This is a genomic window from Mucilaginibacter sp. 21P (assembly GCF_019331605.1).
GTDB lineage: Bacteria > Bacteroidota > Bacteroidia > Sphingobacteriales > Sphingobacteriaceae > Mucilaginibacter > Mucilaginibacter achroorhodeus.
Genome location: NZ_CP063061.1, coordinates 532,834 through 554,016, shown reverse-complemented (window position 1 = coordinate 554,016; position 21,183 = coordinate 532,834). Strand labels below are relative to the sequence as shown.

The window sequence follows — 21,183 nt, the reverse complement described above, 5'->3', positions numbered from 1 at the left end:
GAGTTTAAAACTGCATAGCGAAATTTAACCCTACTATCCCATTATTATAAGAAGGCATTATAATAGAACTTGTTTTGGGTTGTTTTTTTAATTCATCAGGTATGTTGCGGTTGTCTTCTTTTTCCCTACCGGCTTTAAACAATCGGTTGCGGATATAAGGGTAAAGCAGATAAGCCGCTTTGGCAGATAGTATGCCGAAACCTGCACCGGCTACTACATCGCTAAACCAATGGTCGCGATTATACATGCGTAAAATGCCCGTAGCAGTAGCAAAACCATAACCAATAACACTGTACCCTATTGATTTATCGCCTAACTCCTGCGCCATAAATTCGGCACCCAAAAAAGCGTTAGCCGTATGGCCAGACGGGAACGAGTTGTAATCAGAACCATCCGGGCGTAACCTGTGTGTAACCTTCTTTAAGCCGAAAGTGGTTAAACCCATCATGCCCTCGGCCATCACAAAAATAAGAGAACGGTCTACAAAAGTATTTTTACCATGTATGCCAACAAGGTTTAAGGCGTAAACCAGGGCAACGGGTGTATATTGGAAATAATTTTCGGGATGATGTTTAAAGTTTGGTGCATCCTCATTAATGTCATTGTAGATACTAACATCAAGCCTGCGTACTGGCTTTAAAAAAAAGTTGCTGGTGCCATAAGCCACCAGTGCTGCCGGGGGGACAAGCGCCCAAGCTTTGCTTCGCAGATGTTTAACGGTATCAGGCGCAGTAAAAAGATTTTTCTTTAAGGTATCTGCAATATTTATTTTTTTACCGGTATCAGTTTGTGTTTGCTGCGAAAAAGCTTTAAAACTGATAATACAGCAAAGTAGGAGTGTTAATATACTTTTCAAGAGGTAGTGGGCATTAAATGTAAAACTATTTACCTATTTCAATTACGTGGAAAGTACCCGGCAGCATGTGCGGCCGTGGGTGAGGATTCTCTGTCGTTGGTGGCGTGGCCTCCATTTGTGCAGCAGGCAAAAATAGGTGATGGGTAATAGTATCTATGCCGATAGTACGTGCACTCTTTTCCGTAGGTACATTCTCAACGAAAACAAATTTATTGGCGCTAACCTCCTTGATAACGGACATATTACCATCTCCGTTAGAGACATAGATCATTTTTAGTGCCGGGTCAAATGCTGCACCATCGCAATCGCCAATTTTAAATTTTACAAGATTTAGGCCATTAGTAGCATCCATAACTACAAGTGTGGCATTGCCCCCGCAACCAACAAATAAGCGCCTGGTAACCCTATCTATGGCTAATCCTGATGGTTCATCGCCTCCGTTTATTTTGTAACGATCTATAACTTTGTATGTGCTGGCATTAATTACCACCACCTCATTGGTAGTTTCAGAATTCACAAATATCCTGCCTTTGCCATCAGAAACTCCGGTTTCTGGTTTACCCCCTAAGGGGATAGTCGCCACAACCTTATCAGTTGCAGGGTCTATTACAGAGGCATCATTACTGCGACCATTAAAGGCATATACTTTTTTAGAAAAGTCATCATAAAATATCGCGTCGGGATTGGTGCCAACAGCTACCCTTCCCAGTTCGGTATTGGTTTTAAGATCAAATATGGTGCATGAATTATCGCGACCGTTGCTGGTATAACCTTTCCCCAACGTTTTAACCAATGCAATCCCGTGAACGCCGTTTGTATTTGGAATAACCCCTATGGAGTCGCCGGTAACTGTGCTTAAAATATTTACCTGCGTACCGTGAGATACGTAGATCTTTTTCTCTGCAGCATCAACCGTAATATAATCCCAACCGCCGCTACTTTTAATAGGATGTTTTTTGAGAATATGTAAACCTGTTTTATTTTGTGCTGATGCACTCAACGCTGTAAGCACTATACCAAGCGCTGAAAATGCTTTGGCAATATTAGATTTTAGCATGATAAAAAATTTCATGCTATATACAATAGCATTCTGTAGGAATGTTGGAGTAATCTTCTTCAGAAGTTTAATAACGGGTCATGACCGAAGTAAATCCAATAAAAGTGAGACAGAATGTCGATAAGTTTTTTGTTTTAATCAAAACTGCCATTTTAATCGCACTACTTCTGCATACGAAGTAAGCCGTCGTTATTTATTGTCCATGTTTTTCCGTTGGCATCAGTAATGGTGGCAAGGTATTGATGTTTTGAACCCTCAACAGATAATGTATTTTTAATGCCTTCTACTATTGCATCGGAAGATGTTATGCCCAAATCTGCAAGACTATTTGCATATGTGTTATACTGCTGCCGGTATTTTTGCTGGTTATAATAAATTAGCCAGAGATACTGTTTTTGGAGATCGGCATAGGGCACTTCAGACTTTAGGTCGTTAGCTGATTTGTTCTTTGTAAATTGGAGATATCCCCAGCGTTCGGGCGCGTGCATGTTTATAATGCCGGGTGCCGACCATACCCAATTTCGCTCGGGCAACTTATTACCTTTGGCGTCTTTCTGCTTTACGTACTTGCCGTTCTTTACATAGGTATCCCACTCTACCCGCGAAAAATTGACGCGCCACAATGTACCTTCGGCTGGTGTGCCGTTGCCAAAGCCCATCTTGATGTTGCTGAAAGGAATTTTAAACTCGGCAGTCCAGCCTGTGTCTTTATCGTTTGGGTTATTCAGCGTGCCCTGGAGCTGTACCGCGTTTTGCATACCGTTTGCATCCCAGCTTATTAGTGCATCGCCCTTATCGCGATACGGCTTTGGGAGGAATAAGTCGAATATCTTGTTACGCTGATTAATTTCTATCTCAAAGTAATTGCGGGCATCATTGTCCGGATCAATAAAGATCTCAAAATCATTATCCTGAAAAATTACCTGGTCATGCCCGGTGAGATTTGCCCATAAGTGCGGCTCCTGCATTTTTACGGCAAGGTAAAGGCAGCTATCGCCCCAAAGCATTTTCATTTTAGTGCTTAAATTTGGCTTGGGCTTTAAATCGCCCTCAATATCAACAAACTCATCTGTCCAGGCGGCTTGCTGCCATACTAAGTCATTGATATTGCCATCAATTTTTGGCACTGTGGTGGTGTAAGTAACCACGTAATTTTTAGGTGTTGTAAAAAGATGCGGCATTTTCTTAAACGCATCTTGAGCCTCTGCACAATATCCGGTCATAGAAAGCAGACCGGCGAAAAGAATTCTTTTAGTAGCCACGCTCTAAATATAGCAATCACGTAATTAAGCTGGGTTTATAAATCTCAATAACGGCTTTACATATCAACCCGTTCAAGATGTACGTTTGTCAAAGGATTTACGATCAGCGGGATCTTTTCAATTCTTGTTTCGCTGGTATCTAATCCAAATGCCTTGGCATCGCTTAGTGCCAGATCACTTATGGTGAAATAACTGCTGAGAATAAAACTCTCAACCTTACTTAAGATATTGTTATAAGACAGGAAGCGCTCTATCAGCACAAACTGGAAATCAGCAGGTAACTTAAAATTGCCTAAAGACTCATACTTACTGGTAATATCAATTTCTTTACGTTCTATCATTTCCTCAACAGCTTTGCGGAATAGCACATTCACTTTTGGCGGGATCCTAAAACCTATTCGGAATTCAAGGCGTATTACTTTGCCGTCTTCTAACTTCTCAACAGCATATTCCATAGTATAAGGAGCATCTGTGCGCTCGATATGAATGAACCAATAAACGTCGGCACGTTTTGGCTTGCGGCTCAAAATGGAATGGATTATCCGTTCTTCTATCTGTTTGCTGTTATTGGCTTTGGTGAGATAGATGAGATGGGTTGAGAACTTGGGTATGCCCTGGTCAGAACTTACTGCCTTAAGCATAGGCATGTAATCCTGCAGGTTTACAAAATTGAGATAGCGATTGGTTATTTTCCTCGCGCGGTACCAGATATACATGGTAAATATCAATCCCACCTCGAACACCAGGAAGAACAAACGTTTTAACAGTTTTACAGCATTGGTAACAAAGAATGATCCTTCAACGGTAACAAAAACACAAATGATAATCACCACTATCCATAGGGGCCAGTGTTTTTTGTACCGCATAAAGTAGTACATCAGGTAGGTTGTCATGAGCATAGCTACGGTGATGGAAAAGCCGTAAGCCGCTGTCATGGCTTCTGATGTTTTGAAATACAGGGTTACCGCAATACAACCCAAGCAAAGCAGCCAATTGATACTGGGTATATAGATCTGACCGCGAATGTTTGAAGGGAATTTAACCGTTACCCTTGGCCAAAAGCTCATACTGATCGCTTCACTGATCAACGTAAACGAGCCACTGATCAATGCCTGGCTTGCGATAATTGTTGCCAAGGTTGCTATGCCAATAGCCGGCAGCAACATGGCGTGCGGAACAATGGCAAAAAAAGGATTTATGGCATTAAAGTCATATCCCTGGGGCCTTGTAAGTACCCAGGCACCCTGGCCCAGGTAATTCAGAACAAGAGTTAGTTTCACTAATATCCAGCTGGCCTGGATGTTTTTACGCCCGCAATGGCCAAGGTCGCTGTACAAAGCTTCGGCACCCGTAGTACACAAAAACACCGCACCCAATAACCAGAAGCCTTTGGGATGCTGGCTTAACAGATCCCACGCATACATTGGATTAAGCGCTTTAATAATTATAGGATAGTGCGCTACCTGTATAAAGCCTAATACGCCAAGCATTAAAAACCAGATAAGCATGACGGGACCAAATGCCGCCCCAACTACGTTGGTGCCAAACTGCTGGAAAAAGAATAATAGTAATATGATGCCTATGACAATACCAATAATTAGGTCATGGCCGGGGACGAAGTCTTTAGAAAGCGCAGGTACTAGTCCTAAACCTTCAATAGCCGACGTAACCGAAATTGGCGGTGTTATTATACCGTCGGCTAACAAGGTGCCGGCGCCAATAATGGCAGGTATGGCAAGGCGCTTACCATATCTGCGGACAAGCGCATATAGGGAGAAGATACCACCCTCGCCTCTATTGTCGGCCTGTAATGTTATCAGGATGTACTTAAAAGTTGTTTGTAACGTAAGCGTCCAAAATACGCACGATATTGCACCAAGTACGAGAAAAGCATCGGCCCGCCCTCCCTCTTTAATAATGGTTTGAAAGGTGTAAAGCGGAGATGTGCCGATATCGCCGAAAACGATACCTAATGTGATTAATACGCCTGCTGCAGACAGCTTAGTGAAATGTGGGGTTTGCATTTAATACCTGATCGTAAAATTTCTGCGAATTTATCTGAAAATGATGTGTTTGCAAATCTCCGCATCATTTTAACTGTAAATAAAAAAAGACCGGTTATGTTTTTACTTCAGCTTTTTCTCATTGTTGAGATGATTATTTATTGTAAACATCGAATAGCACGATAATCAATGAGAAGTATTTCCGAAGAATGGTTGGCATTTTCACTAAAGACGATTGACCCTGCGTTGCTAAGGTCACCTCACCCTCGTCCAATACTGAGATTTGCCAAATAGCGAGATGCCCTTATAGCCTCTCACCTTCATAGTGCCGTCATCCTCGATCTTGAGATAGCATTTATAAGTTTTTTTGCTCTTGGGGTCGAAGATCATGCCGTCCCATCTGTTATCACCTGAGAATTTGAAATCCTGCAAAATGTAAATGCCTAATAAACTTGTCGGCAAATGTAAGTTTACTTTCTTGTCAATGCTTAAAGTGGCATTGCTCAGCTTGCCGAAGTACAAACTGTCTTTTTTGGTAATAGTGATCTGCGCTTTCTGATCTGCCGTTTGCCACACACCCAAAATGGTGTCGCCGGGATTATTATAAGACAGGTTTTGCGCTTTTAGAGGAATGTAAAGTATTATAAGCAGTAGTAATGATAGATACTTTTTCATAATTAGATAATTGTTAAAGTATGAAGAGATTTGAAGCGATATGGTTTCGCTTGATAGCCACTAACTTATAGCCCACGGCTCTATAAAGGCACATTTTTTATAAATTGCAACATTCGTGTTACGCATATACATTGTGATGTTTTGTTTGTTGAGATTTGCGTTGAGGAACATACATGAATCGCAAAACATATTTTAAACTAATATTTGTGCTGGCAGCAATATTTTTTGTCGCCAAGCCCTTTATTGGTTTTGTTTTGCATGCACGGCTTTCATCTATTGACGAGCATCCAACCATATTGGTAAAAAGCTTCACCAAGTACCGATTAGATAGCCTTAACGACACAGAGTTTTGTAAAGACGTTACCGGCGACCTTACTCCGCAGGCATTGCTTCCATTTGCATTTGGGATCGCAGCATTATTGAGCCTCTTATTTGGTCGCTTTAAGCTGCTTCAAAAAACTTTCGCATTTAACTATTTCTCCCTTCAACCGCTTGTGCCCTCGCAGCCGGTTTACCTCACTACCCGTCATCTTTCGATCTGAATGATTGCTACGATCATTGCCTAATGGCAAGGGTTTAATGGTTTAATCATTCATTTCAAATTCAACAATGTTCAGTATAAAAAAATGCTGGCTGCTTTTATATATGCTGCCGGCTACTGTTTGCGCGCAAAACAACAAAAGCATCGGCTTAAATGCACTCTTAGATAAAGTGAATAATAACGCGCCCGCCCTGATTGCCGACGCAGCCGCTATAAAAGTAAAGCAGGCACAGGCCAGCGACATAAAAAGCAACTGGTTGCCGTCATTAAATTTAAATTACCAGGCAGATGTAGGTACTAACAACAACGTAGCTGGTCCATACTTCGCTTTCGGTATAGTGCCATCTAACTCGCGTGGCGTGCGTACGGAAAGCAACACATCGGCCACCTTAGTAAATTTGGGTATCGCCGCGCTTGATTGGGAGGTTTATAATTTCGGTGCGTATGGCGCTGCCAACAAGGCTGCCGCCGCCGACGTAGATGTAGAGCAACGGCAATTTGAGCAATCAAAGTATGCGCTTACCGCTGCTACCATTGATAATTATCTTCAGTTAGGCTTACTGCAGGATCTTCTTACCATTCAGGAGCGAAATATTAAACGCAACCAGGAGATAAGGCGGTCTATACAAGCGCTTGCCCGTAGCGGCATACGCGCTGGTGTGGACACCAGTATTGCCGAGGCCGAGATCTCGAAGTCGAGGTTAACGTATATCGATCTGCTTAACCAGGCTAAACAGATACAGATAAAATTATCTGCCGTTAGCGGCATACCGGCCAACGATATTGTCGCTGACACCACAACACAACAATCACTGGCCAGGAACGCCGCCGAATTTAGTTTGTTCAACGCTGATACGCTTAACCACCCGATTATAAACTACTACCGCTCAATTTATAACAGTAGTTTGCAGAAAGAAAACTTGGTTAGAAAAAGCTATTCTCCAAAAATTATGTTAGAGGCAGCTGCATGGGGCCGTGCTGCAAGTGTTGACGCCAATGACCACTTTGGACCGTTAGGTAACGGTTGGGGTTTTGACAGAGGTAACTACCTGGTTGGGGTAGGTGTAAGCTACAATTTGTTTAACGTTAATAAGCGCCGCCTTAAGTTAAATACCCAAAAGGCGAGCACCCTTTATGCCGAAAAAAAACTCCAGGAGCAAAAAGCGCTGATAGCCGCAGGAAGCAGCCAGGCAGATGCCAATGTAGCATCTGCGCTTGATAGGTTGCAGGAAATACCTAAGCAGTTAAAGGCAGCCAACGCCGCATACCGCCAAAAATTTGCGCTGTATAAAAACGGCCTTACAGATATCATCGAGCTTAACGCTGCGCTTAACCTGCTTTATCGCGCAGAAACAGATTACACGTCGGCAAAATTCAGCTACAGCCGCGCGCTGTTTCAGAAAGCTGTAGTAGAGAACCAGGTAAGCGCCATCTTAAATCTTTTAAAATAACAAGATAAAAATATGTCAATGGTTACATCAGCGCTTAAGCGACCGGTTACCGCGGTTATTATTGTGGTAAGCCTGCTGATATTTTCAGTGCTAAGCGCAATAAAAATCCCCATAGATATCTTTCCTCAACTGAACATGCCCACTATTTATGTAATTGAATCTTACGGGGGCATGTCGCCGCAACAAATGGAAGGGTTTTTCTCATCCAGCATGCAGGATCAATTTCTGTATGTAAATGGTATTAAAAGTATCACCAGTAAAAATATACAGGGCCTAACCCTGCTTAAGCTTAGCTTTTATGAAGGCACAGACATGGCCGAAGCATCTGCCCAGGTGGCCTTGCAGGTAAACCGGGTAATGAAGGCATTTCCGCCGGGTGCTCTCCCGCCACAGGTGGTAAGGTTTGATGCATCATCACTGCCGGTTGGCCAATTGGTGCTGTCATCAAAAACAAGAAGCTTAAAAGAGATATATGATCTTGCATCAACACGTGTACGGCCAACGTTCTCATCTGTACCCGGCCTTTCGGCGCCGCCGCCTTTCGGCGCTAATTCCCGCTCGGTTATCATTAATGTCGACCCAAATAAACTGCGCAGCTACAGCTTAACACCAGATGAGGTGGTAGAAGCTATGGCTAAATACAATGTAATGTCGCCATCAGGTAACCTGCGCATGAACAATACCATGTTTGTTACCACCATGAACACGCTGATAAAAAGTGTAGACAATTTTGGCAACATACCGGTAATTACAAAAAAGGGTACCCCGGTTTTTATCAAAGATGTTGCAAGGGTATCAGACGGTGCCGATGTTACCGTTAGTTATGCGCTCATAAACGGCAAAAGATCTGTTTACATACCGGTGGTAAAAACAGCAGATGCGTCTACGTGGTCAGTATTGCAGGCACTGAAGGCAAAGCTGCCCGACATACAAAGTTTATTGCCCGATGACGTAAAGGTATCATATGAGTTTGACCAATCCGTATTTGTGATAAACGCTGTAAAAAGCCTCATGACCGAGGGCGGTTTAGGTGCCTTATTAACCGGTTTGATGGTGTTGCTCTTTCTGCGCGACTGGCGCAGCAGCCTTATTGTTGTGATCACCATTCCGGTTTCTATCCTGATCGGGCTGATGCTGTTGGGTATTTTTCACCAAACCATCAACATTATGACGTTGAGCGGATTGGCGCTGGCTATCGGTATCCTCGTGGATCAGGCTACGGTTACCATTGAGAACATACACCAGCACCTGGAAATGGGTAAACCAAAGCGATTAGCCATATATGATGCCTGCGAGGAAATATCTTTCCCGCTGTTGCTTATCCTGCTTTGTATACTTGCTGTTTTTGCGCCGTCGTTTATGATGAGCGGCGTGCCCAAGGCCATGTTTTTGCCGCTGTCGCTATCTATCGGTTTAACCATGATCGTTTCATACATTATTGCTCAAACGCTGGTACCTATCCTAAGTAACTGGATGATCAAGGCGGAACAGTATCAGCACTATCACCATGATGAGGTTCATGCACATGCAGGTGAAGGGCTTGATGCTGAGGAACGCATCCAGGTGGACGCCCATTTAAAAGAGGAAAACAAGCATCCTGAGCAGAATGACATGTTTGAACGCGTTAAGATGCGTTTCATCGGCATCATCAGTAAATGGATGCCTCGTAAAAAGGCAATTGTTCCGGGTTACATTGTAGGCGTGTTCTTATTGGCCGGTATTTGCTTTGTGCTTATCGGCAAAGATATGATGCCCAAGTTGAACAACGGCCAGTTTCAGATAAGGATAAAGGAGCCAGACGGCACCCGTTTGGAACGCACCGAAGCCAAATTTAAACAGGTGCTTAACATTATCGATAGTACCTCCAACCATCACGTTGCCATAAGCTCAGGCTTTGTGGGACTGATACCGAGTAGTTACGGGGTAAGCAATCTGTACGTGTTTAATACCGGGACACATGAGGCTGTTATGCAGGTTAATCTTGACGAAGATTACCATGTTAATATGGATGACTTTAAAGAAGCGCTGCGCAGGAACATTGTCTATGCCTTGCCGGAGATGCGAATTACCTTTGAGCCAATTGACATGACAGAAAAGATCATGAGCCAGGGTGCATCAACCCCAATAGAAGTTACCGTTGCCGGCCGGGATATGGGGCAGTTGCAAGCTTACAGTGATAAGCTGGTGAGCAGGCTGCAAAAGGTCAATTATCTCCGGGATGTGCAAATAAACCAGCCTCTGCATTTTCCTATTATCGATATTAAACTCGATCGATTGAAGATTGCACAAATGGGTTTAAGTGTTTCAGAGATAGCGCGATCTGTAACGGCAAGCACCTCCTCAAGCCGCTTTACCGAAAAAAATCTCTGGCTTGATGAAAAATCAGCTTATACATACCAGGTGCAGGTGCAGGTGCCCGAGTTTGTGATGAATACTATGGATGAACTGCGGGAGATACCCCTGGTAAAAGGCCAGAGCAGCCCGGTTTTGGGCGACGTTGCTGATTTTACAACAAGGTACGTCCCCGGCGAGTACGACCGTCGCGGACCACGGCGTTACTTAACCGTAAGTGCCAATATCAGCCATAAAGATTTAGGAACAGCCACGACCGCTGTGCAAAAAGCAATTAAAGATTTAGGCACGCCGCCAAAAGGGCTTGTGGTACGTACGGAAGGGATGTCAAACCTGTTAACGGAAACATTGACCAGTTTGCAAAACGGATTGCTGGTTGCAGTATTGGTTATTTTCTTATTGCTGGCAGCCAATTACCAGTCGTTGAAACTTTCCCTTACCGTGCTTTCAACCGTTCCGGCTGTAATATTGGGTTCGCTGCTGATGCTGTTATGTACCGGATCAACGCTTAACCTGCAATCATATATGGGCATGATCATGTCTACCGGCGTATCCGTGGCCAACGCTATCCTCATCGTAACCAATGCAGAGAAACTTAGACTTGACTATCAGGATGCCACCCGTGCATCAGTAACCAGTGCATCCATACGCTTAAGGCCGATTTTAATGACCAGTTTGGCCATGATAGCCGGTATGATACCGATGGCATCGGGCTTGGGCGAGGCCGGCGAACAATCTGCACCGCTTGGCCGCGCGGTTATCGGCGGGCTTATCGCCTCTACTATCGCAGCATTATTTATTCTGCCGCTGGTATTTGCCTGGGTACAAAATAAAACCACCTACCAATCGCCTTCGCTGATGCCAGATGATGCTGAAACACAATTGCAACTTAACGAACCACACTACAATGAAATATAAATTAATAATACTGGCTGCTATTGCAGCATTAGCAGCCGGTTGCGGTGGCTCTCAAAAGCCGGTTGATATGACTAAAACAGATAATACAAAATCCAGTAATTCAAATAAGTTTGAGACAGGCATAGTCGTCGAGAAGGCCTTGTCCAGCTATGTAAGGTTGCCGGGGCAGCTAAAGCCCTTTAACGAGGTAAATATATTTGCCAAGATAAACAGCTTTGTAAAACAGATCTATGTTGACAGGGGTTCGGTAGTACACAAAGGACAATTATTAGCCGTATTGGAAGCTCCTGAAATGACCTCGCAATTACAAGCTGCTAATGGCCGTTTATTGCAAGCCCAGGAAAGCGCCGGTGCAAGTCGAGAAAAATATCGCCGTTTAAAAGAAGCCTCAAAAGAAGCAGGAGCAGTATCTCCCCTCGACCTGGATAACGCCCTGGCAAAAATGAAAGCCGATGAGGCAGTTGCGTCATCAGAAAGGTCAAACGTAGCTTCAATGAAAGATGTGCAGGATTACCTGAATATCCGCGCCCCATTTAATGGAACCATCGTACAACGTAATGTTTCTGCGGGTGCATTGGTCGGTCCCGGCAAGGCCGGAGACCAGCCCATGCTTATACTGCAGGACAACCAAAAGCTGCGTTTAGAGGTGATGATCCCTGAAAACTATGTAGATAAAGTTGACTTGAAGCAAAAGGTAGACTTTGTATTTAATGCTTTGCCGGGCAAACAAAACAGTGCTTACATCAGCAGGTCGGCAAATGCTTTGGGCTCGTTACGTTCTGAGGCTATTGAGATAGATGTGATCAACGAAGATGGCTCGCTTAAACCGGGTATGTACAGCGAAGTTAAGATACCGCTTCGCTCGGGTGCAAAATCTTTGTTAGTGCCCAGCAATGCCATCGTCCAATCTACCGAGCGACAATACGTAATACTCGTTAAAGATGGTAAAGCAGTATTTTCAGATGTTAAAGAGGGTATCAGCTCCGGTGATTTTACAGAAGTTTTCGGGAATATAAAGGCCGGTGAAAAAGTGGTGCTTCATGCAGGCGATGAATTAAAGGAAGGGACTGAAATCAAATAGCGTAGCGCTTAACAGTCGATATTCCCCGGCGCTGATCGTTGAAACGGTCGGCGCTTGGTTTTTAAATAGGCGTAGCGATGCTAAATCCTTGCCAATATGGGTTAATTTATGGCAATTTATCCCAGGTTTTTTCTGTTACTTTTACTACCTGCGCTAACTATGATATATCCGTACTATTTGTAAAGGATTTAAAACTTAAAGATGAGAAGCAAAGCATTAGCCATAGTAGTTTTTTTTGCAGCTTTTATACTTACAGCAGGCAAAGGCTACACCCAAACCAATAGCAAGAAAACTTTTTTAAAATTTACACCGGGTGCTATATGGCCCGATAACAAAGGTGTGCACATCAATGCCCATGGCGGAGGCTTGCTTTATGACAAAGGCATGTATTATTGGTTTGGCGAACACAAAGTTGCCGGAGAGCGGGGTAACAGCGCTATGGTAGGCGTGCATTGTTATTCATCAAAAGATCTTTATAACTGGAAAGACGAAGGAATTGCTCTGCCTGTGTCTGCTGATAGCACCAGTGACATTGCGCAGGGTTGCATTTTGGAAAGACCAAAAGTAGTTTATAACCGCAAGAGCAAAATGTATGTAATGTGGTTCCATCTGGAGTTAAAAGGCAAAGGTTACAGCGCAGCACGTGCGGGCGTTGCTGTAAGCAAGAAACCTACCGGTCCGTATAAGTTCCTTAAAAGCTATCGCCCAAATCCAAATAGTTTGCCTTTTTACCCGGCAGGTACGCCTGCAGACGAAATGGTAGATTGTTCGCGCCCGAAAAACGAAAGCGACCAGTTCTTTTGTCGCGACCTGCCCGGTGGCCAAATGGCGCGCGATATGACCGTATTTGTTGATGATGATGGCAAAGCTTACCATGTTTATTCATCCGAAGAGAACAACACCATACAGGTTGCAGAACTTACCGATGATTACACCGGGCATACGGGCAAGTTTTCAAGGGTTTATATTGGCCATCAAACCGAAGCGCCTGCAGTATTTAAACGCAATGGACTTTATTACATGATCGGCTCCGGCTGTACAGGCTGGGCGCCAAATGCTGCGCGCTGGTTCACTTCAAGATCGATGTTTGGCCCATGGACATTTCATGGCAATCCGTGTAAAGGAGAAGGTAGCGATAAAACTTACGGTGGCCAAAGCACCTACATACTGCCTGTGAGCGGTAAAAAGGATGCATTTATTTTTATGGCCGATAAGTGGGAGCATAAGAATGCAATAGACGGACGGTATTTATGGTTGCCTATCGCCTTCAAGGGGAATGATATCGAGATCAACTGGTCAGATAGCTGGGACCTTAGCGTTTTTAAATGAGATATATCCAAGTTTAGAGCATATGAACAAAAAATTTTTACATATCATCCTGACAGCAGCGGTAAGCCTTTTAGGTATAAATGCTTTGCAGGCGCAAACCAAACTGACCATACAGGTGGATAAGCCGGGAATTGAAATATCGCCAACCATGTGGGGGATATTTTTTGAGGATATCAATTTTGCCGCGGATGGTGGGTTGTATGCCGAGATGGTAAAAAATCGCTCATTTGAGTTTGCCGACCCGCTGATGGGTTGGGACCTGAAAGAAGTAAACGGTGGTAAAGGAAACATTTTGGTTGTAAACAGAAATTTGCTAAATACCGGTAACCAGCGCTACGCAGATATCAACCTGGAGAATAACAAAGGCACATTTGAATTTATAAACGAAGGGTTCCGCGGGATGGGTTTTAAAAGTGGAGAAGATTACAATCTATCCATGATGGCTAAGGTGGGCACAGGCAACATCAACCTGCAGATCCAGGCTGTCAACGAGGCCGGCGCGGTAATAGCACAAACTGCCGTTGAACCATTTACCAAAGATTGGAAAACGCTTACTGCAAAACTGAAATGTACGCAAAATGCCGCGAAGGGTAGCCTTAAACTCATTTTCACTGGTACAGGTCGTGTGCAGGTTGATATGATCTCCTTGTTTCCTGAGAATACATTTAAGCACCGCAAAAATGGCTTGCGAGCTGACCTTGCCCAAAAGCTGGCTGATCTTCACCCCGGTTTTATGCGTTTCCCCGGTGGGTGTATTGTTGAGGGTCGCGATCTGGCCAACCGCTATCAGTGGAAAAAGACCGTTGGCAATGTAAGCGACAGGCAATTGATCATCAACCGCTGGAACACTGAGTTCAGCTACCGTTCGGCTCCGGATTATTTTCAGTCGTTTGGCTTAGGCTTCTTTGACTATTTTCAATTATGCGAAGACATCGGTGCAGCCCCATTACCTATTTTAAATTGCGGCATGGCTTGCCAATTTAACAGCGGCGAGGTGATTTCAATCAATCAATTAGACCCATTCATACAAGATGCACTTGATCTGATTGAATTTGCCAACGGTGGTTTAAATACCAAATGGGGCAGGTTACGTGCCGATATGGGCCACCCTGCGCCGTTCAATTTAAAAACTATTGGTATAGGTAACGAACAATGGGGCGAGCAATACCTTGAACGCTACAAGCTTTTCGCCGCAGCTATCCACAATAAACATCCCGAGGTTGCTATGGTTACCAGTGCAGGGCCGTTCTCCGGTGGTGAACTTTTCGATTACCTGAACAAGGCGTTACGTGCAGAAAATGCCGGTTTAATAGATGAGCACTATTATGCGCCGCCCGAGTGGTTTTTGCGTAATGCAAACCGCTACGACAAATACAGCCGAGATAAGACAAAGATCTTCGCGGGAGAATATGCAGCACACATAAAAGATGATGCGCAGAAAGATAAGCATGCCGAAAGCCATAACACCTGGTGGGCGGCACTCTGCGAAGCTGCATTCATGACCGGCCTGGAGCGCAATGCCGATGTGGTGAACATGGCCTCATATGCACCGCTGCTTGCCCACGTTGATGCATGGCAGTGGCGACCAGACCTTATCTGGTTTGATAACCTACGTTCGGTTGCTACCCCCAATTATTATGTACAGCAAGCATTCTCTGCAAACAAAGGATCGGAGGTGGTGCCCGTTACCGATAATGGCAAGGCATTAACCGGCCAGGATAGTTTATATAGCAGTTCTACCATTGATAGGGAAAACGGTAAATTAATAATCAAAGTAGTTAACACCTCACTAACGGCCAAACAGGTAAGTTTTGATCTGCAGGGTGCTACAGTATCTGGTAAGGATATGCAGTGGATGCAGTTAAGCGACAAAGATAAGCTTGCATTTAACAGCGTTGATAATCCGGACGCCATTAAACCTGTAATTCGCAGTGTAAAGTGGGTAGCTAACAAGCCTGTAAACATCGAACCGCTGTCGGTAAATGTGATAACGCTTACGCTAAGAAAAACAAAGTAAAGCAGTTTTGTTGTTTTAAAGCTATATGTAATGGTAGTGCCTGATACTATTTATTTTTGCGCTTAAGCAAATTAAATTATTAATCATAGTATTGCATTTAAAATGCAACACACGATCCTCATTATCGACGACGAAAAAAAATTGAATGACCTGCTTTCGCGGATCATTGGTTTAGAGGGGTTTAGGGTATTGCAGGCCTTTACCGGAAAAGATGGCTTAAAGCTATTGCAGCAAGAGGATGTTTTACTGGTATTAAGCGATGTTAAGCTACCTGATTACAACGGGGTAGACCTGGTTAAGGTAATCAAAGAGAAAAAGCCCTACGTTGAGGTGATCAACCTTACGGCTTATGGCACCATTGCCGATGGGGTAAGGGCCATTCAAAACGGCGCATTTAATTACATCACCAAAGGCGATGATAACGACAAGATAATACCGCTTGTTAACCAGGCTATAGAAAAGGCCGTTGCTCAAAAGCGCACCTTTGATGAAAAAAAGAAAACAGGGGCAAAACTTGGTTTCTCAAGCGTTATTGGCAATTCAAAACAGATACAAGAGGTCGTTTCGCTTGCCCGCCGTGTGGCTGTAACCAATACTACTGTCTTGTTACTTGGTGAAACCGGTACGGGCAAGGAGGTTTTTGCTGCTGCTATACATAACGAGAGCGAACGCAGGCAAATGCCGTTCGTGGCCATTAATTGCAGCAGCTTCACTGCAGAGCTGTTAGAGAGTGAACTTTTTGGTTACAAAGCCGGAGCATTCACCGGAGCGGTGAAAGACAAAAAAGGCTTGCTTGAAGAAGGGCAGCACGGAACAATTTTCCTGGATGAGATAGGGGAGATGAGCCTTGATCTGCAGGCCAAGTTACTACGTGTGCTGGAAAATAAAACGTTCATCAGGGTTGGTGATACGCAACAGACCAAAGTCAACATCCGCATTATTGCGGCTACCAACCGCAATTTGCAAAAAGAGGCAGAAGCAGGTCATTTCAGGCTTGATCTATATTACCGCTTATCGGTTTTCACACTTGAACTCCCGTCATTGAACGAGCGAAAAGGGGACATCGAACTATTAGCTAATTACTTCCTTAAAGATTTTGCAACACAGGCAGGTAAACATCAGCCTAAAATGAATGATGAGTTTTTAACCTTGCTTAACCATCACAATTGGAAAGGTAATATACGCGAGTTAAAGAACGTGATAGAGCGGGTGATGATACTCGCCGATAACGATATCCTCACTGCTGATCTGCTCCCGCCGGATTTTAAATACGCTAATACGGATTCTAACGCGGTAGACCTGGCAACCATTGAACGCCATCACATCCAGAAAATACTTGCCCGAACCCACGGCAACAAAGCTGAAACCGCGCGACTCCTTGGCATTGGCGTAACTACGCTATACCGCAAGCTTGACGAGTATAAGATTGCTCAATAACTATTCTTAAGAGAACAACGAAGCTTAATCTTCTCAAAATGATATTGAACCCTTCCATTTTGGTAGGGTTTTTTGTTGGCGTATTTTCTAAAAATATCCTAATATTCTGTAAATCAATATTTTATAATTGCTGGCATATCGGTTGCCTATGGTGTTCAAACATTTAATAAAATGATCACTATAATTCTTTTGCTGACCCTGCTTGTATGCTGTCGGCTATTCTTTAAATCTATTGATTGGTTCGAAAAAATCTAAAGTATCATGATCGCACTATTTATCATTTCACTTGCAGTGTTCGCATACATGGTGTATGTACTGCTTAAACCCGAAAAATTTTAACATAAAATGAATACTGAACTTTCCGGGATATTGATCTCGTTCGCTATCACATTGCTTATTGCAATACCACTTGGTAAATACCTGGCCAGGATGTTTGCAGGCGAAAAGGTATGGACTGATTTTATGAAGCCCATCGAAAACCTTATCTATAAACTCTCAGGTATAAGCCCATCCCAGCCCATGAACTGGAAACAGTTTCTTAAAGCCATGATCACCATTAACTCATTATGGTTGGTTTACGGCTTTTTTATGCTGATGTTCCAGGACAAGCTTCCGCTTAACCCAGATGGCAACCCGGGTATGACCGCCGATTTGGCTTTCAACTCTATCATCAGCTTTGTGGCTAATACAAACCTGCAGCATTACAGCGGCGAAAGCGGTGCTACTTATCTTATACAGCACTTCATCTTTATGTTTCTGCAATTTACAAGTGCTGCTACCGGTATAGCTTGTGCTGTTGCAGTGTTTAAAGCATTACGCGATAAAACAACCAACGATGTAGGTAACTTTTGGGTGTACCTGGTACGTTCGGTAACCCGTTTGTTGCTGCCCTTATCAATTGTACTTGCTTTAATACTTGCGTTTAATGGTACGCCCGCAAGCTACGCCGGCAAAGATCAATTTATATCGATGCAGGGCGATACTGTTAACGTATCGCGCGGCCCGGCTGCACAATTTATCGCTATAAAACACCTGGGCACAAATGGCGGCGGTTGGTTTGGTGCCAACTCAGCGCATCCGTTAGAGAACCCTAACTACACCACCAACATTGCAGAAATAGTAGCACAAATGTTAGTCCCGATTGCAATGGTACTGGCTTTTGGATATTTTACCCGGAGGAAGAAAATGGGTTGGGTAATATTCGGTGTGATGACCATTGGTATGCTGATGCTGATGATCCCGACGATATTTAGCGAGTTGGGTGGCAATCCCGCAATCGCCAAAATGGGAATAAGCCAATCAACAGGTGCTATGGAAGGTAAAGAAGTTCGGGTTGGCCCGATGGCAACAGGTTACTGGAGTACCTTAACAACTATCGTATCAACTGGTTCCGTAAATGGTATGCACGATAGTACCATGCCATTGACCGGCTTATGGCAAATGTTAGGCATGATGATCAACGCCTTCTTTGGTGGTTGTGGTGTAGGTGTATTAAACTACCTCATCTACATCATCATAGCAGTATTCATTTCCGGTTTGATGGTTGGCCGCACGCCGGAATTCCTTGGACATAAAGTAGAGGCTCGGGAGGTTAAGATCGCTGCTTTGATCACACTGCTTAGTCCATTTTTAATATTGGCAGGTACCGCATTGGCGAGTTATGTATTCACTAACTACGGTGCTGCTAACTGGGCGGTAAAACCGTCAGCATGGTTAAATAACCCAAGCTACCATGGTTTCTCTGAGATGTTATATGAGAATACATCATCTAACGCCAACAACGGTTCGGGCTTTGAAGGTTTGGGCGATAACAACATATTCTGGAATGTATCTACAGGTATTATTATCCTGCTTGGTCGCTTCCTGCCAATCATTGGTCCGGTTGCAATAGCCGGCTTGCTGGCTCAAAAGAAATACATTCCGGAATCTGCCGGTACGTTAAGGACGGATACGGTAACCTTCGGCATCATGACCTTCGCGGTTATACTGGTACTTAATGCCCTGTCGTACTTCCCGGCTTTGGTTCTGGGGCCTATTGCCGAACATTTTACAATGCTTAAATAATATCCCTTTACCCTCTCGTGAGGGAGGGTTTATCTGAAAACGGAAAATGAAAACTTCATCCAATAAATTATTTGAACCGGCTTTAGTGCAAAGCGCATTAAAAGAATCGTTCATAAAACTTAACCCCAAAACCATGATGCGCAACCCCGTGATGTTCACGGTGGAAGTTGGTACCGTTATCATGCTTTATGTTACTTTCTATAGTTTCACACATGCTGGTCAGGGTTCGTTCGCTTACAACTTAAGCATCTTCATCATACTGTTGCTAACCCTGTTGTTTGCCAATTTTGCCGAGGCTATTGCCGAAGCGCGTGGTAAGGCACAGGCAGATAGCTTGCGCAAGACCCGTGAGGACACACCTGCAAAAGTGCTACAGGACGATGGCTCTATCGTAACCCGCTCATCAAACCAGTTGCTTAAAGGTGATGTGTTTGTTTGCGAGGCGGGTGATACCATCCCAACCGACGGTGAGATCATCGAAGGTTTGGCTACAATAGACGAATCTGCCATTACTGGCGAATCTGCCCCGGTTATCCGCGAAGCAGGCGGCGATAAGTCATCGGTTACCGGTGGTACCAAAGTATTATCAGACAATATTAAAGTGGTGGTAACCACCCAGCCGGGCGAAAGCTTCCTGGACAAGATGATCGCATTGGTTGAAGGTGCATCGCGCCAAAAAACACCTAACGAGATCGCTTTAACAATTCTTTTGGCAAGCTTTACACTGGTTTTTATAATCGTGTGTGTAACCCTGCAGCCCTTTGCTGCCTATGCTAATACAACCATCACTATTGCAGCGCTGATCTCCTTATTTGTTTGTTTGATACCAACCACTATCGGCGGTTTGTTATCGGCAATTGGTATTGCAGGTATGGATAGGGCTTTGCGTGCAAACGTGATCACAAAATCTGGTAAAGCGGTAGAAACTGCAGGCGATATCGACGTGTTGCTGCTTGATAAAACAGGCACCATCACCATAGGTAACCGTAAAGCAACTCATTTTTGGCCGGCACCGGGCGTAGCCCAGGATGATTTTGTAAGGGCTTGTGTGCTATCATCATTGGCTGATGAAACTCCGGAAGGTAAATCTATCATTGAGCTTGCACAGCAAAGCGTTAGTCAGTTTGCGCTAACTGCGCCAAAAGATTCTGAGTTTATCAAATTTTCTGCAGAAACAAGGGCAAGCGGTATTAACACGCCTGATGGTACACGTATCCGCAAAGGTGCATTTGACTCTATTCGCAACCTGGCCATTAATGCCGGTAATAAATTTGATAACGAGATCGAAGAACGCGTAAAAACCATTTCTTCTAAAGGCGGTACCCCACTGGTAGTTGCTAAGAACGAAGAAGTTGTTGGTGTGATAGAATTGCAGGACATTATTAAACCTGACATTGCTGAGCGTTTTGAGCGCCTTCGTAAAATGGGTATCAAAACCGTAATGGTTACCGGTGATAACCCTTTGACTGCAAAATTTATTGCTGAAAAAGCCGGTGTTGACGACTTTATCGCCGAAGCTAAACCTGAAGATAAGATGCGTTACATCAAAGCCGAACAAGCTGCCGGTAAACTGGTAGCCATGATGGGTGATGGTACAAATGACGCCCCTGCACTTGCCCAGGCAGATGTTGGCGTAGCCATGAACAGCGGTACCCAGGCAGCCAAAGAAGCAGGTAACATGGTGGATCTGGATAATGACCCAACCAAGCTTATCGAGATCGTAGAGATAGGTAAGCAGTTACTCATCACCCGCGGTACGCTAACCACTTTCTCCATCGCTAATGATGTGGCCAAGTATTTCGCTATCGTACCGGCTTTGTTTATTGCTTCTATACCTGCTTTACAGGCCATCAATATCATGCATCTGCACAGTCCTGAGAGTGCAATACTATCGGCAGTGATCTTCAATGCCATCATTATTCCATTGCTTATCCCATTGGCATTAAAAGGTGTTGCTTACAAACCTATTGGGGCAAGCGCATTGTTACGCCGTAATTTAATGATATATGGTTTAGGTGGTGTAATTGTTCCGTTCATCGGTATCAAATTAATTGACCTGGCAATAGCGCTGTTTATAAAATAAATTTTTACCCATCTGAGCAAGCACCGCAAAGCGAGGCTTACTCAGATGGAAATCAAT

The 21,183-nt window shown here is 44.1% G+C and carries 15 protein-coding genes; 10 read left to right on the top strand and 5 right to left on the bottom strand.

Annotation, left to right across the window (positions count from 1 at the left end; all coding sequences use genetic code 11):
- Window positions 1–4: 4 nt before the first annotated feature.
- The 5 genes from INP83_RS02295 to INP83_RS02275 all read right to left on the bottom strand — a co-directional run bounded on the left by INP83_RS02295 (window position 5) and on the right by INP83_RS02275 (window position 5,853).
- Complete coding sequence (locus INP83_RS02295; RefSeq protein ID WP_219126149.1) at window positions 5–856, bottom strand: phosphatase PAP2 family protein; 852 nt, start codon at window positions 854–856, stop codon at window positions 5–7.
- Between the two features lie 25 nt (window positions 857–881).
- The gene (locus INP83_RS02290) at window positions 882–1,928 is read right to left on the bottom strand and encodes a YncE family protein (RefSeq protein ID WP_219126148.1); all 1,047 of its coding nucleotides are present in this window, start codon (window positions 1,926–1,928) and stop codon (window positions 882–884) included.
- Between the two features lie 146 nt (window positions 1,929–2,074).
- Window positions 2,075–3,175, bottom strand: coding sequence for a carbohydrate-binding family 9-like protein (locus INP83_RS02285; RefSeq protein ID WP_219126147.1), 1,101 nt, complete (start codon window positions 3,173–3,175; stop codon window positions 2,075–2,077).
- Between the two features lie 56 nt (window positions 3,176–3,231).
- Complete coding sequence (locus tag INP83_RS02280; RefSeq protein WP_219126146.1) at window positions 3,232–5,199, bottom strand: KUP/HAK/KT family potassium transporter; 1,968 nt, start codon at window positions 5,197–5,199, stop codon at window positions 3,232–3,234.
- Between the two features lie 234 nt (window positions 5,200–5,433).
- Window positions 5,434–5,853 (bottom strand): DUF2147 domain-containing protein, encoded by a 420-nt coding sequence (locus tag INP83_RS02275; protein WP_146273032.1) that lies wholly within the window; start codon window positions 5,851–5,853, stop codon window positions 5,434–5,436.
- A gap of 173 nt (window positions 5,854–6,026) precedes the next feature.
- On the opposite strand from INP83_RS02275, the gene INP83_RS02270 reads away from it, so the two are divergent.
- The 10 genes from INP83_RS02270 (at window position 6,027) to kdpB (ending at window position 21,126) form a co-directional block, all read left to right on the top strand.
- Window positions 6,027–6,395: a hypothetical protein gene (locus INP83_RS02270; protein ID WP_146273031.1), complete on the top strand. Its 369-nt coding sequence runs from the start codon at window positions 6,027–6,029 to the stop codon at window positions 6,393–6,395.
- 67 nt (window positions 6,396–6,462) lie between these two features.
- Entirely contained in the window at window positions 6,463–7,845 is a 1,383-nt protein-coding gene (locus tag INP83_RS02265; RefSeq protein WP_219126145.1) for a TolC family protein, read from the top strand.
- Between the two features lie 12 nt (window positions 7,846–7,857).
- Window positions 7,858–11,115 (top strand): efflux RND transporter permease subunit, encoded by a 3,258-nt coding sequence (locus INP83_RS02260; RefSeq protein WP_219126144.1) that lies wholly within the window; start codon window positions 7,858–7,860, stop codon window positions 11,113–11,115.
- Window positions 11,105–12,196 (top strand): efflux RND transporter periplasmic adaptor subunit, encoded by a 1,092-nt coding sequence (locus tag INP83_RS02255; RefSeq protein ID WP_219126143.1) that lies wholly within the window; start codon window positions 11,105–11,107, stop codon window positions 12,194–12,196. The genes INP83_RS02260 and INP83_RS02255 overlap by 11 nt, the downstream gene beginning before the upstream one ends.
- 201 nt (window positions 12,197–12,397) lie before the next feature.
- A complete protein-coding gene (locus tag INP83_RS02250; RefSeq protein WP_219126142.1) occupies window positions 12,398–13,525 on the top strand; it encodes a glycoside hydrolase family 43 protein in 1,128 nt (375 codons plus the stop codon).
- 22 nt (window positions 13,526–13,547) lie between these two features.
- Window positions 13,548–15,542: an alpha-L-arabinofuranosidase C-terminal domain-containing protein gene (locus tag INP83_RS02245; RefSeq protein WP_146273026.1), complete on the top strand. Its 1,995-nt coding sequence runs from the start codon at window positions 13,548–13,550 to the stop codon at window positions 15,540–15,542.
- Window positions 15,543–15,644: 102 nt separating this feature from the next.
- Window positions 15,645–16,979, top strand: coding sequence for a sigma-54 dependent transcriptional regulator (locus tag INP83_RS02240; protein WP_219126141.1), 1,335 nt, complete (start codon window positions 15,645–15,647; stop codon window positions 16,977–16,979).
- 261 nt (window positions 16,980–17,240) lie between these two features.
- A complete protein-coding gene (gene kdpF, locus INP83_RS02235; RefSeq protein ID WP_146273224.1) occupies window positions 17,241–17,318 on the top strand; it encodes a K(+)-transporting ATPase subunit F in 78 nt (25 codons plus the stop codon).
- 6 nt (window positions 17,319–17,324) lie between these two features.
- The gene (kdpA, locus tag INP83_RS02230) at window positions 17,325–19,043 is read left to right on the top strand and encodes a potassium-transporting ATPase subunit KdpA (protein WP_219126140.1); all 1,719 of its coding nucleotides are present in this window, start codon (window positions 17,325–17,327) and stop codon (window positions 19,041–19,043) included.
- A gap of 46 nt (window positions 19,044–19,089) precedes the next feature.
- Entirely contained in the window at window positions 19,090–21,126 is a 2,037-nt protein-coding gene (gene kdpB, locus INP83_RS02225) for a potassium-transporting ATPase subunit KdpB (protein ID WP_219126139.1), read from the top strand.
- Window positions 21,127–21,183: the final 57 nt, after the last annotated feature.

Bases quoted from the DNA above. Each gene is read 5' to 3' on its own strand.
- INP83_RS02265 (WP_219126145.1), top strand. From the start codon at position 6,463: ATGTTCAGTATAAAAAAATGCTGGCTGCTTTTATATATGCTGCCGGCT.
- INP83_RS02275 (WP_146273032.1), bottom strand. From the start codon at position 5,853: ATGAAAAAGTATCTATCATTACTACTGCTTATAATACTTTACATTCCT.
- kdpB (WP_219126139.1), top strand. From the start codon at position 19,090: ATGAAAACTTCATCCAATAAATTATTTGAACCGGCTTTAGTGCAAAGC.
- INP83_RS02290 (WP_219126148.1), bottom strand. From the start codon at position 1,928: ATGAAATTTTTTATCATGCTAAAATCTAATATTGCCAAAGCATTTTCA.
- kdpF (WP_146273224.1), top strand. From the start codon at position 17,241: ATGATCGCACTATTTATCATTTCACTTGCAGTGTTCGCATACATGGTG.
- INP83_RS02240 (WP_219126141.1), top strand. From the start codon at position 15,645: ATGCAACACACGATCCTCATTATCGACGACGAAAAAAAATTGAATGAC.
- INP83_RS02260 (WP_219126144.1), top strand. From the start codon at position 7,858: ATGTCAATGGTTACATCAGCGCTTAAGCGACCGGTTACCGCGGTTATT.
- INP83_RS02280 (WP_219126146.1), bottom strand. From the start codon at position 5,199: ATGCAAACCCCACATTTCACTAAGCTGTCTGCAGCAGGCGTATTAATC.
- INP83_RS02245 (WP_146273026.1), top strand. From the start codon at position 13,548: ATGAACAAAAAATTTTTACATATCATCCTGACAGCAGCGGTAAGCCTT.
- kdpA (WP_219126140.1), top strand. From the start codon at position 17,325: ATGAATACTGAACTTTCCGGGATATTGATCTCGTTCGCTATCACATTG.
- INP83_RS02270 (WP_146273031.1), top strand. From the start codon at position 6,027: ATGAATCGCAAAACATATTTTAAACTAATATTTGTGCTGGCAGCAATA.
- INP83_RS02250 (WP_219126142.1), top strand. From the start codon at position 12,398: ATGAGAAGCAAAGCATTAGCCATAGTAGTTTTTTTTGCAGCTTTTATA.
- INP83_RS02255 (WP_219126143.1), top strand. From the start codon at position 11,105: ATGAAATATAAATTAATAATACTGGCTGCTATTGCAGCATTAGCAGCC.